Origin of the sequence: Streptomyces sp. NPDC093149 (assembly GCF_044754145.1) — a bacterium.
In the GTDB taxonomy this organism is placed as follows: Bacteria; Actinomycetota; Actinomycetes; order Streptomycetales; family Streptomycetaceae; genus Streptomyces.
In genome coordinates, this window is sequence record NZ_JBIVON010000002.1 from 205,407 (window position 1) to 223,886 (window position 18,480).

An 18,480-nucleotide genomic window follows, 5' to 3' on the forward strand; every position below is an offset into this window, starting at 1 on the left:
CGCGGCCGAAGTCAACGAGCTCGACTGAAAGCATGTGCTGAACCGGTGAGTTTGGACTATCAAGAGGCACGCGTGGCCCTGGGGCCAGGCTCAAGGAACTCCGCGCTCCGCGCCCTGGACGCCCGCTCACCCGCTCGGAATTGGCCGCACACCTCGGCTGGACACAATCCGAGATCAGCAAGCTGGAGAGCGGCCGCCGGACTGCCACCCCCGAAGACCTGAGACTGTGGACAGTCGCAACCGGTCACCCGGATGCGTGCGAAGAACTGCATGCCCGGCTGGGGGTAATCGAGTCCCACGTACGTTCATGGCGAAGGCAACTCGCGTCCAGGAGCCGCCCAGTACAGGACACCTGGAACGAGCTGATCGTCGGCGCCTCGACCATCCACGAGTGGGAGCCGACGATGGTGTCGGGCATGCTCCAGACGGCCAACTACGCGCGCCATGTCTTTCTCAGGTACGCGGAACTTCAGAACTCCGTCCGTGACACAGAAGAAGCCGTCCGCTCCTGAATGAAACGGCAGGAGTGGCTGTACCGTCGAGGCAAGAAACCTCATGCCCTGATGTGGGATGCGGCGCTGCGCATCCTGATCTTCCCTCCGCAGGTACTGGCCGCGGAATTGGACCGCCTGGCCGGCGTCATCGGTGTGGACACCGTCGACCTCGCAATCGTCCCCCTCCACGCAGCGGTGAAGGTTCCTCCGGCCAATGGCTTCTGGAGCTTCGACAGCCGCCTCGTGGTCACCGAGGACTGGCATGCCGAGCTGTGGCTCGACGACGCGGACCCCATCGCCACCTACGAGCGGGTGTGGCAGGCAGGGTGCGAGTCCGCTGTGTTCGGAGCCGAGGCACAACACGCGATCGCCCAGGCACGTCGGAGCCTCGACGTGCGCTGACGGAGGTTGCCAAGTCCGATCGGACGCCGATCTGCTCGGCACGCAGAGAGGCGACGAACCGAAACCGTGACCAAGTGCTGTGACGTACCGCCATGTGGGGCCCGCGTGGCCGCTGAGCCTGTCTCTCACCCTCTGCCCTTGGTCAGCTCCATGTCTGACCAAGGGCTTTGGGCCTTCCACGTGCACGGCATCGATCCTGCGCTCGGCACGTCGATGGTGTCGACCGAGGCGGAACAGATTCACGCTATCAACTGCTGGAGTGAAGGGCGCCAAGTCGGGCCACGAGCGTTCAGTGTGCCCCCCTCTACGTGTGGTGCTGCAGTCCCCGGACAAACTCGGTCCAGACGCTTCTCTGGACGGCGACTCGGGGCCCTTCAGGGCACTTCGAATCGCGTATACCGATGGCGGATGCGAGTTCGGCTACCTCAACGCACTCGGTGCCGCTTCCGCCGCTGTACGACGACTTGAACCAGTGTGCGCGTTCTTCATCCATCACAACACTCCACAGACTTGACTCAGGAGCGCGGCATGCGACCTGATGCCCCTCGCGCATGCGTGCAGCTGGCAGTAAGCCGATGGGTGCGCAAGCTTCCCGCTGCAGGGCTCCTCCTCTCATGGGATGCCTACTCCGTCACAGTGCTCTGCAGGGACGTTAGGAACCGCGTCCAGGCAGCACGGCCGAACGTCAGCCTCGGCCCGTCAGGGACTTTCGAATCACGCACGGCTGTCGACTCGGCGAGAACGGCGGCCTCGATGCACTCGGTTGTGTTGCCTCCGCTGTAAGAGGACTTGAACCACGGAAAAGCTGAGTCATCCTGATTGGACGAAACCATCAAATCTCCTTGCGGACACGCCCGATCAGGGCTGATGAAGCGGCCATGTCCAAGGCTTGTGCTCGCAGGTAGTCGAACGCAAGTCTGTATCGGTCGAGTTCTTCGTCCTTCTCCATGAAGAGCGATCCGACATGCAGGTCGACATAGACGACGTCGAGCGATGGCTCGGCGCCGCCCAGGATCACGAAGCTTCCCAGAGCTGCCGCGTGGGCCCCGTTGGAGAACGGAAGGACCTGGAGAGTGATGTCTCGTGATTCATTGGCCTCCAGCAGGCGGTCGAGCTGGCCGCGCATGATCTCGCGTGACCCGACCACGCGCCGGATCACGGACTCATCGAGGATTGCCCAGAGGTGCGGAGGCTTGGGGCGGGCCAGGATCTCTTGTCGTTTCATGCGGATGTCGACGAGTTGCGCGATCTCCTTGGGGGTGAGGCGCATCTCGTTCGCCTGCTGGATGGCAGTGTTGTAGCTGCGGGTCTGAAGCAGGCCCGGTACGTATACGCAGGAGAAGTGGTCTTCCCGTGTAGCCTCGTCCTCAAGCGTCAGAAGCAGGTTCATGTCGGCCGGGATGGAATCGGAGAACGGCGCCCACCAGCCCTGTTGCTTGACGCCCTTCGCGAGGGCGACCACTGCGTTGCGCTCTGCCTCGGATGCGTCGTATTGCCGGCATAGGGCGTCGACGATGGGCCACTTCACCGGACCTTCCTGTGTCTCGTAGCGGCTGACGGTCGCCTTTGACACGCCGACGAGTCGACCCGCCTCCTCCAGCGTCATGCCTTTGCCGGCCCGAAGCTTGCGCATCATCGCGCCGAGTTGTCTGCGCCGTGTAGTGGTCCTCGACGTCATGCGGAGTTGCCTTTCGTTCTGGGCGGACCAACGTGTCCATGCAACAAGGCGTGGTGAGACGTCAGTTGAGGAATGCGCAGATTCACCCGGGTGAGTCGCGTGAGAAGTTACATAGAGAGACTTCTCGCTGGCATACTCACCATCAATCAGCTACGCAGCGCGATCGTGCGGACACGGTGGGCGCGGAGCTGGCGTGGCCAAAGGGAGATGTGTATGTCCGGATTCGACGACAACGGAACCCGACTCCGCAACGTGTTGCCCTTCGAGGCTGCGCCCGCGTCGCTGCGTGGTCTGCGGAGAAGGGTCAGAAGCCAGCTGGGGGCGTGGGGGATGCTGGCCGTTGCTGACGATGCTGAACTTGTGGTCACTGAGTTGGCGACCAACGTGATCAAGCATGTCGGAGAAGGAGCTCCCGCCATACTTGTGCTGGAGCCTGTGGCGGAGTGCCTGCGGATCGAACTCCACGACACGGACTATCGCGTGCCGGAACTCGCTTCGATGTCCTGCGAGGAGGAGTGCGGCCGAGGTCTGCACCTGCTCGCTGGTATTGCGGTCGACTGGGGAACGGTACTGACCTCGACGGGCAAGGCTGTGTGGTGCGAGCTGCCGGCAAATCCAGAGGACCAGTGCCGGAGAGTACTGCGAGCGGAAATGGCCCTCTCGCAGTATCGGCGTGAGGTCGGCGCCGCGGGCCCGGTCCAGAGCTGCCCAGCTCGGATGCTTGAGGAATCCGCTACCGATCTCATCGCTGACCTGCTGCACTGGGTCGCCGCGCAGGGAGGTGACCCTGAGGCTCTCCTCGACCACGCTCAGATGCACTACGAGGCGGAGACAGAGGCAGCCTGATGGAGATCTCAGGGAGCTAGGAGTCAGTCAGAGGCCCGAACTGCGGCTGCAAGCAGGACCGCGACGTCCTCGTGCCGGCCGGCGTGGTTGAAGGCTGCCGTGATGCTCATGACGGCCCGTTTGTCCGTACGTTCAGCCGCGCTGATCAGTATCGCTTCGGCGGCGTCCGGCAGACCGGCTGCGCGGCATGAAGCTACGGCCTTGAGGATGTTGTCTGCGGAGTAGGACGTCCCAGCCCGCCAGAGCAAGAGATCTGCGTCGCGGTTTCGGCCGTCGGAGAGGTAGCGAGCCACGACCGCTGTCTCTGTCCATGTGACCTCGGCGGCTTCTGAAGGGTGCCGGTCCCCCTCTGCTCGGGGGACCGGCACCCTGATTCGTGTCTGCGGCATAGAAAGGTCTCGCCGACGGGTCAGGCGGCGAAGACGCAGCGCCTGCCGCTGTACCCGTGAAATCCGAACAGCGCGGGAAGCCGGCCGCTTCCCTTCTTCGCCTGCAGACGGGTATCCGACACTGCAGCAGTCGCAGTGCTTCTTCTGTGCGTGGATGCGGAGTTCCAGTAATGCGTCCAGGGTGTGCGGCAAGGGCTCACCGCCCGCGGCTTCTTTCGCTATGACCTCGTAGAACCCCTGCAGGAGAGCCTCCTCGGGGATGCGGCCGCCGTTGAGGTGGTTCGAGAGGGTCGTCGCTGCCTGGTGGGCGTCCTTGGCGATCTGTGCCTGGGTGCGGGGGCTGCACTGCCGGATCTCGCGCAGCGCCGTCACCAGGGCCCGGTGGGCCGCCGTGATGTCACTTGGCAGCTCTTTCCACTTATGCGACTTGGGTGTCACGCGTGAAGTCCGTTCGCTGAAGCGTCAGTGATGGGCGCTCAATTGTCGCCGACACGGTCACTTTTCACCGTGCGCGGGAGTTTTCCATCTCCCCTCGAAACCTCGTAGAGCCTGGCGCTGTGAGGCGCTGTGCGGGAAAACTGGCGGTGCTCGCAAGGGGTGCTAGCGGAAATCCTCCTGGCGCCAGCCGAGCTGCCGTGTACCTGACATGAGGGGAATGTGGAATGGCTCTGCCGTCGTGGCAGGACGAAAAGTTCGGAACCATGAAGCGCGCTGCGCTGTGGCTGGTGACGGTGATCGGGGAGGGCAACGTCTTCACCAAGGAGGATGTCAAGAAGGCATTTCCCGGGATCAGTCAGGCTGACCGGCGGGTGCGTGACCTGCGCGACTACGGCTGGCAGATCGACACGCACAGGGAAGACGGACTGCTGGGCCAGCATGAGCAGCGGTTCGTCGCGCAGGGGCAGCCTGTCTGGGAGCCGGGCAAGGCCACCAAGGTCAGTTCGTCCATCACGGACACCCAGCGGCGGAAGATCCTTGCCGGTGACGGGAACCGCTGCCGCTCGTGCGGGATCACGGCCGGGCAAGTCTACGCTGGCACGTTCGAGTCGGCTCAGATCGACATCGCCCGCCGCAAGGTGAAGCAGCCCGACGGCAGCACCCCGGTGCAGTTCGTCGCGGAGTGCAACCGTTGTCGTGTGGGCGGCCGCGGCTTGGAGGCAGACCTGAACGCTGTGATTACGGGCATTGAGAAGCTCGGTGCGTTGCAGCGTCAGATGCTGGCGGACTGGGTCGCCGCAGACAGGCGGGAGTTTGGTGCCGTGGAGCAGCTGTGGGCAGACTTCCGTACGCTGCCGGCGGAGTCCAGGGACAAGGTGCGCGCGGCCCTTGGGCTGCCCCCCGCCTGAGCCGGATTCACACAACCACGGTGGGGTCGCTGACGGTCGCGGCCCCACCGTCACCAGCAGTTACGTCTTTCGCAAGCCAGAGTCAAAGGAGAATGCACTGTGAGCAGGGACGTCGGGGACTTCGGCCGGCCACCACTTGCCGCTGAGAACACGGACCTCGTAGAGCGGCGCCTCAAGGAGGCCGCTGCCGGGACCGGTCTCCAAGAGACTCTGACGATTGAGTGGCGTACAAAGCCGCAGGTCGTACAGGTCATCGACATGCCGGTTGGGTCGCTCTACTACAACCCTGGCACTCACCGCATCCGGGCTCAGCGCAGTTTTGACCCGCAGCAGGACCGCAGGCTGGACGAGGATCCGTGGAGCGATGAGAGCCAGAGCTACCTCCAGTACCTGCTCCAGGCTGAGCCGTCTGACCCCTCAAAGCGGGACAAGGATTTCGAGGAGCTGAAGCAGAGCCTCAATGACTTCCGGCAGAACGAGCCGGGACTCATCACGCCCGACGGCATCCTGGTCAACGGCAACACCCGAGCGGCAGCACTGCGCGAACTCGGCGTCGCCTCTATCCGGGTGGGGGTGCTGCCGGACTCCTACACCTGGGCGGACATCAACCAGGTGGAACTCTCTCTTCAGTTGCGGCACGACACACGTCGTCCGTATTCGTATATCAACCGGCTGCTCACGATTGACGAGCAAGTTGAGGCTGGGCGGCCGCTGAAGGAGATCGCGCGGGAGTTCCGTATCCGGGAGGCGACGGCTGAGCAGGATCTCTGGGTGCTGACCTGCCTTCGTGATCTGAGGGACAGGTCTGCGACGGGTGACGTACAGCTCCGGCTGTTGGACTTCGAGGATGCTCAGGAGAAGCTTCGCGAGGTGCACCGTGCCTACGCCAAGGAGTCCAAGGGCGACCCGAGGAAGGCCGAGCTTCTCAAGGAGAACCGTCTGGCTGCCGTCGTCATGGAATTCTCCAAGACCGATGTCCGTCTCATTGAAGCGGATTTCCGGACGCGCTACCTGGACCACCGGCTGCCGGATGAACTGAAGGCCGCACCTGCGGCGGCTCCCGAGCGCGTGATTCCCGGCATCGGCCGGGCGGTCAAGGCTGAGGTGCCCCAGGTGGCCGCGGCCCGCGCCTTCACGGATTCGGTTCTCCGAGCAAAGGCTGTCATCCGCGCCGAGGACAAGGTCTCTTCAGCTCAGTTCGACAAGGCCGTCGCAGTGTTCGAGGGAGCACATAGGGCGGTAGAAGATGCTCTGGAGCCTGCCGGCAAGGACGCCCGGGTGCGTAAGCGGAAGCAGGCTGCGCCCGACCGCCTTCATGACGCCTGTCAGGACATCGAGCAGTGCATCACGGACATGGTGCTGGCCCGAGGATCCCGGAGCCTGGATGAGGAGGCCCTCGACGAGGCGGTTCTCAAGCTGCGGGCATCCCTCGGGAAGCTGGCCCTGGCTGCTGCGCAGAGCATTGAAGTACCTGGTGATGGTATTGCGTGGCTGCTCGACGCGGTACGCGAGGAGGCGTCGTGACGGTGGCGGAAGAACCGTCCCTGCATATCGGGTTCGATGTTTCGCGTACCAAGGCCGTGCTGCGAGTCGGTGAGCCGTTCCGCAGCGATCTGACCCGACTGGCAGCCCGCTTTCCTGGGGGCGGACTGCGCGGGCGGCTAGCTCTGGAGCTGTCTCTCGACGACTTCCTTGTAGGCATCGACGTCCTAGCCGACTGGCCTCATCCAGAGTCGGTCGTGTGGGCGGATGAGCTCGGCGCGCTGGTTGGGGAAGTCCTCGACGATGCTGACCGGGCGGAACAACGGCTGCAGGCGCCGAGTCCGGCGCCGGTCTGGGACGACAGCGCCCTGGAAGCGGAACTGGGATCCTCCTGGCGCGCCGACCTCACGGAATTCCAGCGGCGTGACATCGCGCATTTGCTGTCGATGCAGCACGGTGCCAACTTCAGCGTCCCTGGAGCGGGGAAGACTCGTGTGGGGCTTGCGGTGTACGCGGCCATGCGTGAACGCAGTGAGGTGCGTCGACTGCTGGTCGTCAGCCCGAAGTCAGCGTACGAATCCTGGCTGTCCGAAAGCGACCTCTGCTTTAAGGAGCCTCCGTTCACCACCGTGATGGGGAAGAATCCCGACCCCAGGGCCGAGATTCTGATCGTGAACTATGAGCGGCTCGACCGGTCGTTGGGTGCGCTAGCCTCTTGGCTGCGTGGCGCACCTTCCATGGTCATCCTTGACGAAGCTCATCGAATGAAGCTGGGGGCACAGGGGACATACGGCAGCGCATGTATGGCGCTGGGGCCGCTCAGTCGCCGCCGCCTGATCCTGACCGGTACGCCGGCACCGAATGGTGCCCGGGACCTTGAGAACTTGCTGTCGTTTGTGTGGCCGGGGCACGGTCGGCGGGTAGTGACACAGGCGGTAGGGGGAGGAGACCTTGCCTACGCCAGTTCTGTGCTCCGCCCGCTCTTCACCCGGACGACTAAGAACGAGTTGAGGCTCCCTCCGTTCGAGACGCGTATCAGGCGCTTGAAGATGCCGGATCTGCACCGTGAGGTGTACGACGCCCTGGTGGGGCGCTTCACCACCCGGGCTGAGGCCTCACGGGCGGACTTCGACGCCCTTGGCAAGGCGATGCTGCGTCTGCTCATGGCAGCCACTAGTCCTGCGCTCCTTGTTGAGGGCGGAAGCCGTTATGAACCCCTGACGTACCAGGTGCCGCCGCTTGAAGTTCCCGAGACCGAGTCGCTGTACTCGCTGATGCGGAACCTGCCACGTCACGAGCTTTCCCCCAAATACAAGGAAGCTCTGAACATTGTGGCGAAGAATGCCGCGATGGGACGTAAGACCTTGGTCTGGACGACATTCGTGCGGAGCATCACCACCATCGAGAAGATGTTCGCGGCATATCAGCCTGCGGTGGTGCATGGCGGCACACCTGATCGTGAGCAGGAAATCCGCCGGTTTCGCGAAGATTCCGACTGCCACGTACTGATCTCCAACCCTGCCACCCTTGGCGAGGGAATCAGTCTGCACCATGACTGCCATGACGCGGTCTACATAGACCGTGACTTCATGGCTGGGCGCTTCCTCCAGAGCCTGGACCGAATTCATCGGCTGGGTCTAGCGCCTGGGACGGAGACCCGGGTCACCGTCCTTGCAGTCGAGGGAACCATCGATGAGGTGGTTGCGATGCGGCTTGAAGAGAAGCTGGAGTTCATGGGACGCATCTTGGACGACCCGTCCGTGCAGCAGCTGGCCGATCTAGAGGAAGAGCCCTCTGGCACGACCGGCATGGACATGGCCGATGTCCGCGCATTGCTGAGGCATTTCGATGCTGTCACCGACCAGTGAAGCTACACGTCGTGCTGCGCTTCGGTGGCTGGAAAAGCTTCGGGTAGCGGGTGTTCCGCGTGCTCAGGTGATATTCACGCACCATCCACGCTACGCGGACCTTACGCCGGCGCAGTACGCCGAGGGGCTTGCCTGGCTAAAGCGGACAGGCATGGTGACGGCGCGCGGCCGCCCAGTCGTGGACGTTGACGAAAGCCAAGTATGGGACGCAGAGAAGGCCTCAGCAGTCCCTCACGTCCTGTGGAGCCGAGCCGCTGAGGAAGCGAGGAGGGAGACCGGGGCGGCTGGCGAGCAGGCGCTCCTTGAATTGCTCCGCCGAGGCGATGTACCGCAGATCAGGCATGTGGCGGCGGAGTCGGATGCATACGGATACGACATCGAAGCCATGCTGTCGTTCGAGGATGTCTCGCATCTGGAGGTCAAGTCAACGACGGACCCCACCAGGCTGGTCATTCACCTGACGCGACATGAGTACGAGGTCATGCTGACGGACACAGAATGGAGTCTCGCCGCTGTCCTGGTTGGTGCGGATGGCAGCGCGCTGAATGTAGCCACCGTCAGTCGCCGATGGCTGCACTCGGCTGTTCCGCATGACAAGACCGGGGGTGGGCGGTGGGAGTCGGCGCGACTCGTCGTGCCGACTCAGGCCATGACACCAGGGCTCTTCACAGGTACCGGGCAGAGGCTTCTGGCAGAAGCGTGGCTTCCGAACGTGCCAGTCTGGGTCCTGCCCTCACCGGCGGTACTCCCTGCCTGAGCCAACGCGGCAGCGATGCTGCGCCCGACTGCTTCAGCAACCTGAGGCGGAAACGCATTGCCAATTTGCCTGTAGGCCGAGGTCTTCCGCCCGGCGAACGTCCAGTCGGCCGGAAATCCCTGAAGCAATGCCGTCTGCGCGACAGTGAGCCGCACGGGCAGCGTCGATCCCGGCGGGGGTGGTTCATCGGCAACGCTGGAACCGTTCACGCCGAGCTTTGCCCATGCGTGCCGTGCGCGGGATGGCCCGAGGTCTGCACCTCCGTGCTTCTGGGAACCGCCGCAGAGGGTGGGTGCGATGCGCATGGCGCCCATTGCCCACTGCTCTGCGAGTTCCCAGCCGCGGGAGGCCATGGATTCGTACAGGACGGTTCCCACGGCTGGGGCCGTGTCCGGGCAGGCAGTGGGCTTGGGCCAGCTGAACTGGGCGAAGGCCTCAGGTCGCAATGCCACAAGCACAGCACGGGGACGGAGCTGAGGAACGCCGTAGTCACAGGCTCGCAAGAGCCTCCAGCTGGTGCGGTATCCCTGGTCGGAGAGCTCTTGAAGTACGGCAGACCGGTACGAGTCGAATTTGGGCTGCAGGATGCCCTTCACGTTCTCCACCATCACGGCGTGAGGCCGCAGCGCTGCGGAGAGCCTCAGCAAGTCAGGGAAGAGATTCCGCTCGTCTGCCGGGCCGAGTTGTTCTCCTGCCAGCGAGAAGGGCGGACACGGCACGCCGGCAGCGAGGAGTTCGATGCTGTGGTTGCCCGGATTGAGGCTGTCCGAGGAGAGGTCACGTACATCGGCTGGCAGAACGTTCCAGTGCGGACGATTAGCACGGAGGGTCTGCACAGCATCGTGATCCAGCTCGACCAGGAGGGTGTGTCCAAATCCCGCCCATTCGAGTCCCAGGGCCTGTCCTCCCGCACCTGCGCAGATTTCGATGCACGTTGGCCGAAAGAGTAGCTGGTGGTTGATTCCTGACTGCGCCATGCGGATGCCCTCTCGCTGTGGTGGGTATGGCAGATGCCATCAGCGAGGAGCTTGCCGCCACTTGCCGCGGCAAGTGGCGGCAAGCTAATTTCATCACCCTAAGTGCTCATTACTCATGCATACGTTCTGTTTGGAATGGACGGACAATGACGGCCGGAGAGCTGAACTGGCGCAACCAGGACCTGGGCACGCGGGTGCGTGTGGCCCTGTGGCTGCGGGATGAAGTCGGAGTCCGCGGCACCTTTTCGAAGGCCGCTCTGCGAGCAGCCATCACCGGTGCGGAGCAGGTGGATCGCCGCATGCGGGATCTTCGTCCGGCCGGCTGGGTGATCAAGACGAACCTGGACAGGCCGAGTCTGCAGCCGGATCAGCTGTACCTGGAGGAGATCGGGGCGCCGGTCTGGGAGCGGGAGCACCGTGCGGCTGGACTTCGCCAGATCAGCGCGAAGACGCGCCGCTATGTGTATGAGCGTGACCGGCACATGTGCCGGCGGTGTGGCGTTGGTGCGGCTGAGGCGTATCCGGGAGAACCTGACTCGCATGCCCGGCTGACGCTAGGCCATGTGAGCCCGCATGCGTCGGGCGGTGGCACTCATGCTGAAAACCTCATCACTGAGTGTGCACGGTGCAATGAGCTGGTCAGGAATCTGACCGGCGTCGAGTTGGATGCCGCGCAGGTTTGGGAGCGGGTGAAGGCGCTTCCTCGCCGGAGCAAGCAAGAACTGTTCGAGTGGATGGAGGCAGATGGCAGGCCTCTGAAGCCGGTCGATCAAGCGTGGGGCATGTACCGGCAGCTTCCGGCTGCCTTGCGGGACGAGATGCGGCAGGATCTGCAAGGCCTGCTGGAGAGCTGACCGGGCCGAGCGGGAGGGCGAGTGTCTTGAAGCGTTGTCAGCGGCGGATGCGACACTGGCGTGTCTGTATCAGTCACGCCAGGAGGAGCCGATGACGCTCAGCGACAACACGCCGACCTTGAGAGAGGATCACGTGTTGACCTCGATCGAGATTTGCGCGGGTGCCGGAGGTCAGGCCATCGGTCTCCATGCAGCCGGTTTTAAGCACATTGCGCTTGTTGAGATTGATGAGCATGCCGCGACTACCCTGGAAAATAACATCAAGGCCCTCGACGGCTGGAGCTGGGAGCGGAAGAATTGCGATGTCGTCAAGGGTGATGTCAAGGAATTTCGTCCACTGCCGGCAGGGTTGAAGAAGTCATCCAAGACCCTTGGTGGCCATCTCTCGCGCGGAAAACTTGACTTGCTTGCTGGGGGGGTTCCATGTCCGCCGTTTTCGCATGCCGGTAAGCAATTGGGGAAGGATGACGAGCGGGATCTCTTTCCTGAGATGCTGAAACTCGTTGATGACCTCCGCCCCAGAGCTGTGATGATTGAAAATGTTCGCGGCATTAAAGATGCGAAGTTCAGCGACTACCGCGCCTATATCGAGGCGAAGCTTCAGGGCGGTCGAGCCAAGCACCCTGAAACGGGCCTGGAAGAAGATTTCGATGGGCTTGGTTATAGGGTGTGCAAGTGGGAGGTCCTGGAGGCTAGCGACTTTGGTGTGCCTCAGTTGCGTCCGCGAGCTGTTCTGGTGGCCATCCGTGAGGATGTGCTCGGTGATCTTGAATTCGTATGGCCTACTGCTACGGGCGCCCCGAAGAGTGTTTTTGAGGCGCTTAATAAATCCATGGAAGCCAGGTATCAGCCGTACCTGGAAATGGGTGGAGATGTTGCAGTCGAGGCGCGGGAGCGTCTTGATGTTTGGAAGGAAAAGGCATCCAAGGCTGCCGCAAATAAGAGGGATGGCGGCATTGCGCCTACGCTCGTTGGTGGCTCAAAGAAGCATGGTGGAGCTGACTTGGGTCCGAGCCGCGCAAAGGCGGCTTGGAATGATCTAGGTGTGTGCGGTATGGGTGTCGCTAACGATTACAAGGAAAGCGAGAAGAAGCGCAGCAGGGAGCGCGATCTTTTCCGTCCGGACGGTCCTATGTTGACGGTTGGACAAGCGGCTATCGTCCAAGGATTTCCGAGAGATTGGAAGTTCAGCGGCGGTAAAACTGCTCAGTACCGGCAGGTGGGAAATGCGTTCCCTCCGCCTGTTGCCGAAGCAGTAGGGAACGCCATCGCTGCTGTGCTGCGCGCCGCCCACGCACGCGACGAGCGGCGCAAGGCTGAGGTGCGGGATCTGCTACCCGGACAGAGCGTGCCGTCGCTCGCGGACAGCGCTGACGATCGTGAGCGCGCAGGTGTCTGAGTCCTGATGCTCCCAGAAGCGCAGTACCAGCCAGCCGGCCTCGGCTAGGCGCAGGTCAGTGTCACGGTCACGGGCCACGTTCCGTGCCACCTTGTCCGACCAGTACCCGGGGTTGGTTTTGGGCGGGACATAGTGCTCGGGGCAGCCGTGCCAGTAGCAGCCGTCGATGAACACTGCGACCTTTGCCGGACGGAAGACCATGTCGGCCGTCCTGCGAAGGTCTGGCAGTGGCTTGGCCGCGACTCGGTAGCGGAGGCCGCTGGCATGGACAAGCCGACGGATCAGCCGCTCGGGCTTGGTATCGCGGCTCCGAATGGCCTGCATGTTCCTGCGCCGTGCGGCTGAGGACGCCCAAGAGCCTTCAGGCGGCGTCCAGGCTCCGGGGTCAGACACTGCACTCCAATCTTTGGTATCTAGTGCCTGTAAGCAGTCTGGCACGTGGCTGCCTGCGGACTACTTGGCCGATTCGTCTCGAAGCGCTATCCACTCGCCGGCGCCGAGGGCGATACCTCGTGCTGCGGCTTGTTCGCGGGATTTGACCCAGTCGCCGCACAGAAGTATCAAGCCTTCCTTAATGGCTTCATCCCGAGCCTGCCTGGTTCGGCGCATTGGGTCGTCCCTGCCTGCTCCGACAGTGAGGATGACGTTCCGGGGAATTTTGTGGCCCTCTAGAAAGCGGAACATCATCAGCAGCCGCTTCACCTGTCCGGGCTTCTTCGCCAGGACCTGCGTGGCCTGTTCTTCGGTCAGGTACCGCAGAGGGTTGATGGGCAGATCTTCCCAGTCGTAGAGCGGGACGCCCCAGTTAGTGCGGGCGTCAACGGCCAGACCGCGTTTACCGTCATTGTTGCCCTTGCCCCTGTACAGCCACGATCGGTGTGTCCGGACAAGCCATGACCTGTGTCGATTTTTCTTCAGCTGAATCTGGGTGCAGATGCACAGCTGGCAGTGCGCTTCCTTCGGGATAGCCCAGTTGTCCCCGACTGTCGCTTTGATGTCTACCGGGGCGCTGGCGATGAGCGTATCGAGAGGCTTGGCTTTGGGGAGGTTAAAGATCCGTAGAACCTCGTACTCCAGCTTCGCACCAACCGAAGCCCGCTCGCCCGGATGCACGTCGGGCGACAGCAGATCGAACCGGCCGGTTCTGCCTCCATCAAGGACATAGTCGATCGAGTTGCGGATTGCTTCGGTGTAGAGCAGGCCGGTTGGCTGGTCACGGAACCAGCCAAGGACGGCCTGGAGTTCGACGTCATGCTCAGGCCTGCGAAGGACATGCTCCGGGGCTGTATCCGTGTTCGTGCAGATTTCCCCAGGCGCCTGAAGAACAAGCCGTCCCACCTGCAAGCTCCCGATCTCTGGTCCGATTTCCTGTCGCGTAGAACGTCGTCAACCGGCCGTGACGATCGCTTCCCCGTCGCGTGATGAGTCGATGGTGCGGAAGCGAACGAAGGGTACCTGCTTGGCTGTTCGGCTGACAGCCGGGATGAACGCTGCAGCCATCACGACCTCGGCCGGATCGATATGGCCCCTAGTTGCGACATCGGCGGGTGCGCCAAGCTCGCGGTCGACTGCCGGATAGAGCAGCACGACGCCCCGCCGCTGCTGGTGGAACTGGGTGGCAAAGGGGTCTTCCTCGCTGAGCGGAAGCAGGCCGGCGATGCGTTCGGCGGACTGGCGGTGGGCCATACCGGAGATGCGGTTGAAGACGCCGCGGGCGTTGCGCTTGCGCTGAACGAGAGTGAGCGGATCTGAGTCCCCGATCCGCGCTTCCACGCTTGTGCGGCCGGAAGTCTGCGGGAGCACAAGGACCCAGTCGTCGGTCGCGCACCCGCTGTCGTTGGGGTCCTGGAGATACGCGAGGTGAGGAGCGAAGAGGTCTGGGCGACCCCAGGTAAGGCTACTCATGATGTCCAGCAGCTGACGATGGGGGAGGACGGCGGTCTTCGCCGGGTAGCGGGTATAGCTGCCCCGGTCTGTTTCGGAGAGGGTGACAAAAACGGCCGGGTCTGTGCTCAGCGACCGAAGGGCGGGCATCCACACCTCCGCGTTGTGCCGCAGGTCCCCCGGAGCCGTCGGGTATGCCGTCGGCTCGACCCACTGTCCGGGCGAGCGGATCTCCACCAGCTCCGCGTTGAACATCTTGTTGCGGCCGCTCGGCCTGATCCACGGCAGATGCTGGGAGACCAGCGGCGGGACCTGGGCCGGGGTCACCTGTGGTTTGCCGTCGACCAGTTCCGCGTAGCGTGAGAGCTGGGAGCGGAAGGTTTCCTCGTCGCGGCAGATGGCCTCGAAGGCCTCGTACAGGTCGACGGTCTGCGTCTTCGTGAGTGGTTCCTCGCGGCCGATGTAGAGGCGGACCAGGTCGCGGTAGCCGGGGCGGAAGCCGAACCAGCGGCCCATCTGCATCAGCGTGTCCGCCTGGCGGGTGGTGCGGCGGTAGTAGGTGACGGTGAGGCCCTCGACCGTGAAGCCGCGGGACAGCTTGGTGCCGCCGACCAGGATCTTCCAGACGTTCGGGGTGCGGTCGAAATCCAGGTCGATCTGGGAGAAGTAGCGGTCCGTGTCGCCGTTGACGACCACGACCGGGTTGCCGCCCGCGTTGATGAGCTGGCGGGCGCGCGACACGTAGGGGCGCAGTTCGGCGTACGTGCCGGGGGCCTGAAGACCGGCGTCCGCGTATCGGGCGAAGTCGTCGGTGAGCAGCTTCTCCAGGCGGGCGTGGCCCTCCTGGGAGGTGTAACCCGCCTGGTGCCACCGGGTGTTGATACGAAGTGCGAGATCGGCGTGGTCGTCCATCTTCACCGACTCGTGCACCAGCATCGTGTGGTGGCGGAACGGGCCTTCCGGGACCCCGTGGTCGGCGCGGTACAGCTTCAGGGCGCCGGTCAGGACGAACGCGTCCATGGCCTCCTGGAGGCGGTCGCCCGTGCTCTCGTGAATGCCGCGTACGTGGGTCTCCTCGGCCGTGCCCTCGCCGTCCAGGTCGTGGAAGTCCTGCACGCCCATGTAGCCGACGGGCCGCGGCAGGGAGATTAGGAAGTCGCGCGGGAAGATGTCCTCGCCGTCGCTCGGGTCGATGAAGACGTTCGCGAACGGGGTGGCGGTGTAGCCGACGTACTGGGCCCGGGGGAGCAGGCCCAGGAGCTGGGAGATCAGTCCGTTGATCGCCGTGCGCCGCGTCTGGCCCGACTCCCATTTCTTGGGGTCGGAGGTGTTCACGGACGCCTGGTCGGACTCGTCGTCGATGATCAGGGTGGGGATCTCGCGGAGGATCGGGCCGATCTTCTTGAGATCCTTCACCAGGTTTGTCAGGACGGACTTGTTCTTCTTGACGACCATGACACGGGCGGCCGCCCGGTGTAGGTTCTCGGGGGCGTACAACGGGAGGTGCGGTTCGCGCTTCTCGATCTCCAAGGCGCGGATGCCCTGGAGGAGGCTGCGGTAGTCGTTGTCCCGGGTGGTGAGCCGCTCGATGTTGAACGGACGGTGGCCGTGGCTGACGAACTGCGCCGGCCAGTCCTCGTCGTCCTGGTAGTCGATGCCGACCAGGGCGTCCGGATCGGACGGATCGGCGCCGCGCAGGATGTTCTCCTGGCCGATCAGTTCCATGTCCAGGCGGCGCTGGGTCTGCCCCCTCAGCAGGTTCAGCGTTCCGCCGAGGACGATGACCAGGCGGTAGCCGGCGTCGACGGCCTTTGCGGTGACTCCGGTGAAGTTGGCGGTCTTGCCGGACTGGACATAGCCCACGACCAGGCCGCGGGCGCCGTACGCCTCGGTGCGGATGGGGTCGGAGAGGCGTTCCACCACGGCATGGCTCGCCTCGTCGAGGCTGGAGACCGCGGCGTCGGACCAGCCCTTGCGGCGCAGGAGCTGCTCGTAGGAGGTCCAGTAGAAGGAGCGGGCGGGCGCGATGTCACGCGAGTACCAGGAGGTGAACTCCTTGCTGATGACCGTGGGGCCGGGCTCCTTGAAGACCGGGACCGCCTCGTCGAGTGCCTTGCGCAGGTCGGCGCTGAAGCCGAGGCGGTTGTACGTGTCCGTGCGGCGGGCGTCCGTACGGGGTGGGGCGGTGGACCAGTCGGCCTGTTCCGCCAGGTCCCAGGCGGTTAGTGTGCGGTGCCAGAGCGCGGTGAGCTCCTCGCCGGGACCGGCAGCGACGATCCGGTCCCGGAAGTGGCTCAGCTCCGTGTCGGCAGGTTCGTCGGCCTCGGAGAGGGCGAAGGCCAGTTTGGTGAAGTGCTTCGGGCCGCGTCGCATCGCGGCCAGGACGTCGCCGTGCAGGTTGAACAGATGATCGGTCATGGCGGGAGGCTTTCTCGTACGGGGCGGGGCGGCGGTCCGGTGGTTCAGCGCGCGAGTTCGCAGCGCGCCGCCGTCACCAGGACGCTGTTCCACAGGGCGACGTTGTCAGTGTGGACGGCCCTGACCCGCTCCTTCTGGAAGATCTCGTTGACCAAGAGGTAGAGCATGCTCTTCACCACCGGCGCGTCGTTGAGCCCGCCGCGGCGGCCCCCGTTGAAGACCTGCCGGTACTCCTTGTTGAGCCGCACTTCCCGTCCCTCGCGGTCGAGTTCGAAGAACACGTCCGACGGCAGCGCGTCCCAGCGGAAGGAGATCGGGTCCTCGCCCTCCAGCTCGGGCAGCTCGTCGCGCAGCGTGCGCCTCAGCTTCGGGTCGATGCCCTTGCCTGCCGGGAGGACGGCCTTGCGTTGCGGCTCGGTGGCGCGCCGGGCGGCTTCCCGGTACGCCGTCTCCGCTTCCTGGACGTACGCGCCGAAGGTGTGGTCGGCCCCGTCCGTGGCCTTTTCCAGACCGCGTGCGAATGCGGGGGTGACGGTGACGCCGTCCTTCTTCACCGTGAGGCTGAAGACGTCGTTCGACTCGTTCGGCAGGTCGACGGCGATCCGGGCGAGAGCGAGGTGACCCTCCGCGCTGCGGGTGCTGTTCCAGCCGCCCGCTTGGACGAGACGGTCGTTGCGGTAGATGTAGAAACCCTGGCGTTCGGCGAGCGGTCCGATGCCGCGGAAGCTGACCAGCGGTGACTTCGGCGGCCAGATATGGGCGGTCAGCGCCACTTCACCGACGCCCTCGACCGGCGCGGTGTACGTACGGGGATACCCGGCCCGGCCGGATACCCGATAGCCGAACGGGTCGATCGGCTCTACACCGCGGTGGTCCAGCTCCTCCCTGGTGCGTACGTCCTCGACGACGATGTCGATGTTGAAGTCGTCGCAGGTGAGGAAGCGGTGCAGATGGAGTCCGAGATGAGTCTCCAGCTTCTCGATCGCGTCGTTGAGGAAACGGTCGGCCTGACCGGTGGTGACGGTGTCGAAGGCGCGGACCCGGTCCCAGCGGACGATCGTGCCGTGCCACTCGATCAGCCCGTCGTAGCGGTCGACGAGGTCCTGGCAGTAGCCCGGGTCGACGATGTCGCACGTGAAGTCGGCCTGGGCGCGCGCGGTCAGCCAGCGGCGGCCGGTCGACGGGCTGCGCTTCGTACGGCTGATGACGGTGAGCGAGTCGGCGTGGGAGAGGGACGCGGCCTTGAGCCCCGCACCGAAGTGACCGAGTGCCGTTTCGGAGTAGCCCTCACGGCCGCCGACCGTCATGGCCGTGTCCAGGGCCTCGTCGTTCATGCCGCATCCGTCGTCGAGGACGAGCAGGCTGACGAGCCGTTCCTCGTCCCGGAGGAAGCTCACCACGACGTTGCGAGCGCCGGCGTCGATGGAGTTGTCGACGAGATCCGCGATGGCCGCCTCGAAGCCGTAGCCCTGGTGTGTCAGAGATTCGACATAGCGTGCAGCGGGAGGTAGTTGCTTGCTGCCGGAGGTCGGGATCTCGAACTGCCAGTCGGCGGACGGCTGATAGGGCGCCATGTGAACTTCCTCGAGCACACAGAGCTGAGACCTGCATGCAGAGGCGTGGCCCTGAGACGGCTAGTTGGAATGTGATGATATTGCAAAGGTGCGACAGGGGGAGGTCCGATTG

At 64.1% G+C, this 18,480-nt stretch carries 16 protein-coding genes and 1 pseudogene; 8 read left to right on the top strand and 9 right to left on the bottom strand.

Going from position 1 to position 18,480, the window contains the following annotated elements; genetic code table 11:
* Positions 1-45 precede the first annotated feature (45 nt).
* A pseudogene (locus tag ACIQCZ_RS07480) lies at positions 46-896 on the top strand (helix-turn-helix domain-containing protein).
* A 304-nt stretch (positions 897-1,200) separates the two neighbouring features.
* On the opposite strand, the gene ACIQCZ_RS07485 reads toward ACIQCZ_RS07480, so the two are convergent.
* Genes ACIQCZ_RS07485 through ACIQCZ_RS07495 form a run of 3 tightly spaced genes read right to left on the bottom strand, consistent with a single transcriptional unit; the run spans position 1,201 to position 2,574 of the window.
* A complete protein-coding gene (locus tag ACIQCZ_RS07485; RefSeq protein ID WP_402280472.1) occupies positions 1,201-1,512 on the bottom strand; it encodes a DUF397 domain-containing protein in 312 nt (103 codons plus the stop codon).
* Between the two features lie 7 nt (positions 1,513-1,519).
* Positions 1,520-1,729, bottom strand: coding sequence for a DUF397 domain-containing protein (locus tag ACIQCZ_RS07490; RefSeq protein WP_402280474.1), 210 nt, complete (start codon positions 1,727-1,729; stop codon positions 1,520-1,522).
* Positions 1,729-2,574: a helix-turn-helix domain-containing protein gene (locus tag ACIQCZ_RS07495; RefSeq protein ID WP_402280475.1), complete on the bottom strand. Its 846-nt coding sequence runs from the start codon at positions 2,572-2,574 to the stop codon at positions 1,729-1,731. Before ACIQCZ_RS07495 ends, ACIQCZ_RS07490 begins: the two co-directional genes overlap by 1 nt.
* A 213-nt stretch (positions 2,575-2,787) precedes the next feature.
* On the opposite strand from ACIQCZ_RS07495, the gene ACIQCZ_RS07500 reads away from it, so the two are divergent.
* The gene (locus tag ACIQCZ_RS07500) at positions 2,788-3,420 is read left to right on the top strand and encodes an ATP-binding protein (protein WP_402280477.1); all 633 of its coding nucleotides are present in this window, start codon (positions 2,788-2,790) and stop codon (positions 3,418-3,420) included.
* 23 nt (positions 3,421-3,443) lie between these two features.
* Here ACIQCZ_RS07500 and ACIQCZ_RS07505 read toward each other — a convergent pair whose 3' ends face one another.
* Positions 3,444-4,247, bottom strand: a complete 804-nt coding sequence (locus ACIQCZ_RS07505; RefSeq protein WP_402280478.1) for a hypothetical protein — start codon at positions 4,245-4,247, stop codon at positions 3,444-3,446.
* 224 nt (positions 4,248-4,471) lie between these two features.
* On the opposite strand from ACIQCZ_RS07505, the gene ACIQCZ_RS07510 reads away from it, so the two are divergent.
* From ACIQCZ_RS07510 to ACIQCZ_RS07525, 4 genes are all read left to right on the top strand, one after another.
* Entirely contained in the window at positions 4,472-5,155 is a 684-nt protein-coding gene (locus ACIQCZ_RS07510; protein ID WP_402280480.1) for a hypothetical protein, read from the top strand.
* A gap of 99 nt (positions 5,156-5,254) precedes the next feature.
* Complete coding sequence (locus ACIQCZ_RS07515; RefSeq protein WP_402280482.1) at positions 5,255-6,679, top strand: transcriptional regulator; 1,425 nt, start codon at positions 5,255-5,257, stop codon at positions 6,677-6,679.
* Entirely contained in the window at positions 6,676-8,505 is a 1,830-nt protein-coding gene (locus ACIQCZ_RS07520; RefSeq protein WP_402280484.1) for a DEAD/DEAH box helicase, read from the top strand. The genes ACIQCZ_RS07515 and ACIQCZ_RS07520 overlap by 4 nt, the downstream gene beginning before the upstream one ends.
* Positions 8,506-8,656: 151 nt before the next feature.
* The gene (locus tag ACIQCZ_RS07525; protein WP_402281252.1) at positions 8,657-9,262 is read left to right on the top strand and encodes a protein NO VEIN domain-containing protein; all 606 of its coding nucleotides are present in this window, start codon (positions 8,657-8,659) and stop codon (positions 9,260-9,262) included.
* On the opposite strand, the gene ACIQCZ_RS07530 is transcribed toward ACIQCZ_RS07525, so the two are convergent.
* Positions 9,148-10,239: a DNA cytosine methyltransferase gene (locus tag ACIQCZ_RS07530; protein ID WP_402280485.1), complete on the bottom strand. Its 1,092-nt coding sequence runs from the start codon at positions 10,237-10,239 to the stop codon at positions 9,148-9,150. The two genes, ACIQCZ_RS07525 and ACIQCZ_RS07530, sit on opposite strands and share 115 nt — an antisense overlap.
* A gap of 146 nt (positions 10,240-10,385) precedes the next feature.
* Here ACIQCZ_RS07530 and ACIQCZ_RS07535 point away from each other — a divergent pair, with 146 nt between their 5' ends.
* Both ACIQCZ_RS07535 and ACIQCZ_RS07540 read left to right on the top strand, forming a co-directional pair.
* Positions 10,386-11,093 carry an HNH endonuclease gene (locus ACIQCZ_RS07535; protein WP_402280486.1) on the top strand — a complete coding sequence of 236 codons (708 nt, stop codon included), beginning with the start codon at positions 10,386-10,388 and terminating at the stop codon, positions 11,091-11,093.
* 91 nt (positions 11,094-11,184) lie between these two features.
* Positions 11,185-12,492, top strand: coding sequence for a DNA cytosine methyltransferase (locus ACIQCZ_RS07540; RefSeq protein WP_402280487.1), 1,308 nt, complete (start codon positions 11,185-11,187; stop codon positions 12,490-12,492).
* Here ACIQCZ_RS07540 and ACIQCZ_RS07545 read toward each other — a convergent pair.
* From ACIQCZ_RS07545 to ACIQCZ_RS07560, 4 genes are read right to left on the bottom strand one after another with little or no spacing between them, the layout of a single operon-like run.
* A complete protein-coding gene (locus ACIQCZ_RS07545) occupies positions 12,427-12,885 on the bottom strand; it encodes a very short patch repair endonuclease (RefSeq protein ID WP_402280489.1) in 459 nt (152 codons plus the stop codon). The genes ACIQCZ_RS07540 and ACIQCZ_RS07545 overlap by 66 nt on opposite strands.
* Before the next feature lie 60 nt (positions 12,886-12,945).
* On the bottom strand, positions 12,946-13,830 hold the full coding sequence (locus tag ACIQCZ_RS07550) for a NaeI family type II restriction endonuclease (protein WP_402280490.1): 885 nt from the start codon (positions 13,828-13,830) through the stop codon (positions 12,946-12,948).
* 48 nt (positions 13,831-13,878) lie between these two features.
* Complete coding sequence (locus ACIQCZ_RS07555) at positions 13,879-16,794, bottom strand: Z1 domain-containing protein (protein ID WP_402280492.1); 2,916 nt, start codon at positions 16,792-16,794, stop codon at positions 13,879-13,881.
* A 44-nt stretch (positions 16,795-16,838) separates the two neighbouring features.
* On the bottom strand, positions 16,839-18,368 hold the full coding sequence (locus ACIQCZ_RS07560) for an ATP-binding protein (protein ID WP_402280493.1): 1,530 nt from the start codon (positions 18,366-18,368) through the stop codon (positions 16,839-16,841).
* Positions 18,369-18,480: the final 112 nt, after the last annotated feature.

Excerpts from the sequence above, each read along its gene's own strand:
- ACIQCZ_RS07485 (WP_402280472.1), bottom strand. The coding sequence starts at position 1,512 with ATGAGAGGAGGAGCCCTGCAGCGGGAAGCTTGCGCACCCATCGGCTTA.
- ACIQCZ_RS07490 (WP_402280474.1), bottom strand. The coding sequence starts at position 1,729 with ATGGTTTCGTCCAATCAGGATGACTCAGCTTTTCCGTGGTTCAAGTCC.
- ACIQCZ_RS07495 (WP_402280475.1), bottom strand. The coding sequence starts at position 2,574 with ATGACGTCGAGGACCACTACACGGCGCAGACAACTCGGCGCGATGATG.
- ACIQCZ_RS07500 (WP_402280477.1), top strand. The coding sequence starts at position 2,788 with ATGTCCGGATTCGACGACAACGGAACCCGACTCCGCAACGTGTTGCCC.
- ACIQCZ_RS07510 (WP_402280480.1), top strand. The coding sequence starts at position 4,472 with ATGGCTCTGCCGTCGTGGCAGGACGAAAAGTTCGGAACCATGAAGCGC.
- ACIQCZ_RS07525 (WP_402281252.1), top strand. The coding sequence starts at position 8,657 with ATGGTGACGGCGCGCGGCCGCCCAGTCGTGGACGTTGACGAAAGCCAA.
- ACIQCZ_RS07530 (WP_402280485.1), bottom strand. The coding sequence starts at position 10,239 with ATGGCGCAGTCAGGAATCAACCACCAGCTACTCTTTCGGCCAACGTGC.
- ACIQCZ_RS07535 (WP_402280486.1), top strand. The coding sequence starts at position 10,386 with ATGACGGCCGGAGAGCTGAACTGGCGCAACCAGGACCTGGGCACGCGG.
- ACIQCZ_RS07540 (WP_402280487.1), top strand. The coding sequence starts at position 11,185 with ATGACGCTCAGCGACAACACGCCGACCTTGAGAGAGGATCACGTGTTG.
- ACIQCZ_RS07555 (WP_402280492.1), bottom strand. The coding sequence starts at position 16,794 with ATGACCGATCATCTGTTCAACCTGCACGGCGACGTCCTGGCCGCGATG.
- ACIQCZ_RS07560 (WP_402280493.1), bottom strand. The coding sequence starts at position 18,368 with ATGGCGCCCTATCAGCCGTCCGCCGACTGGCAGTTCGAGATCCCGACC.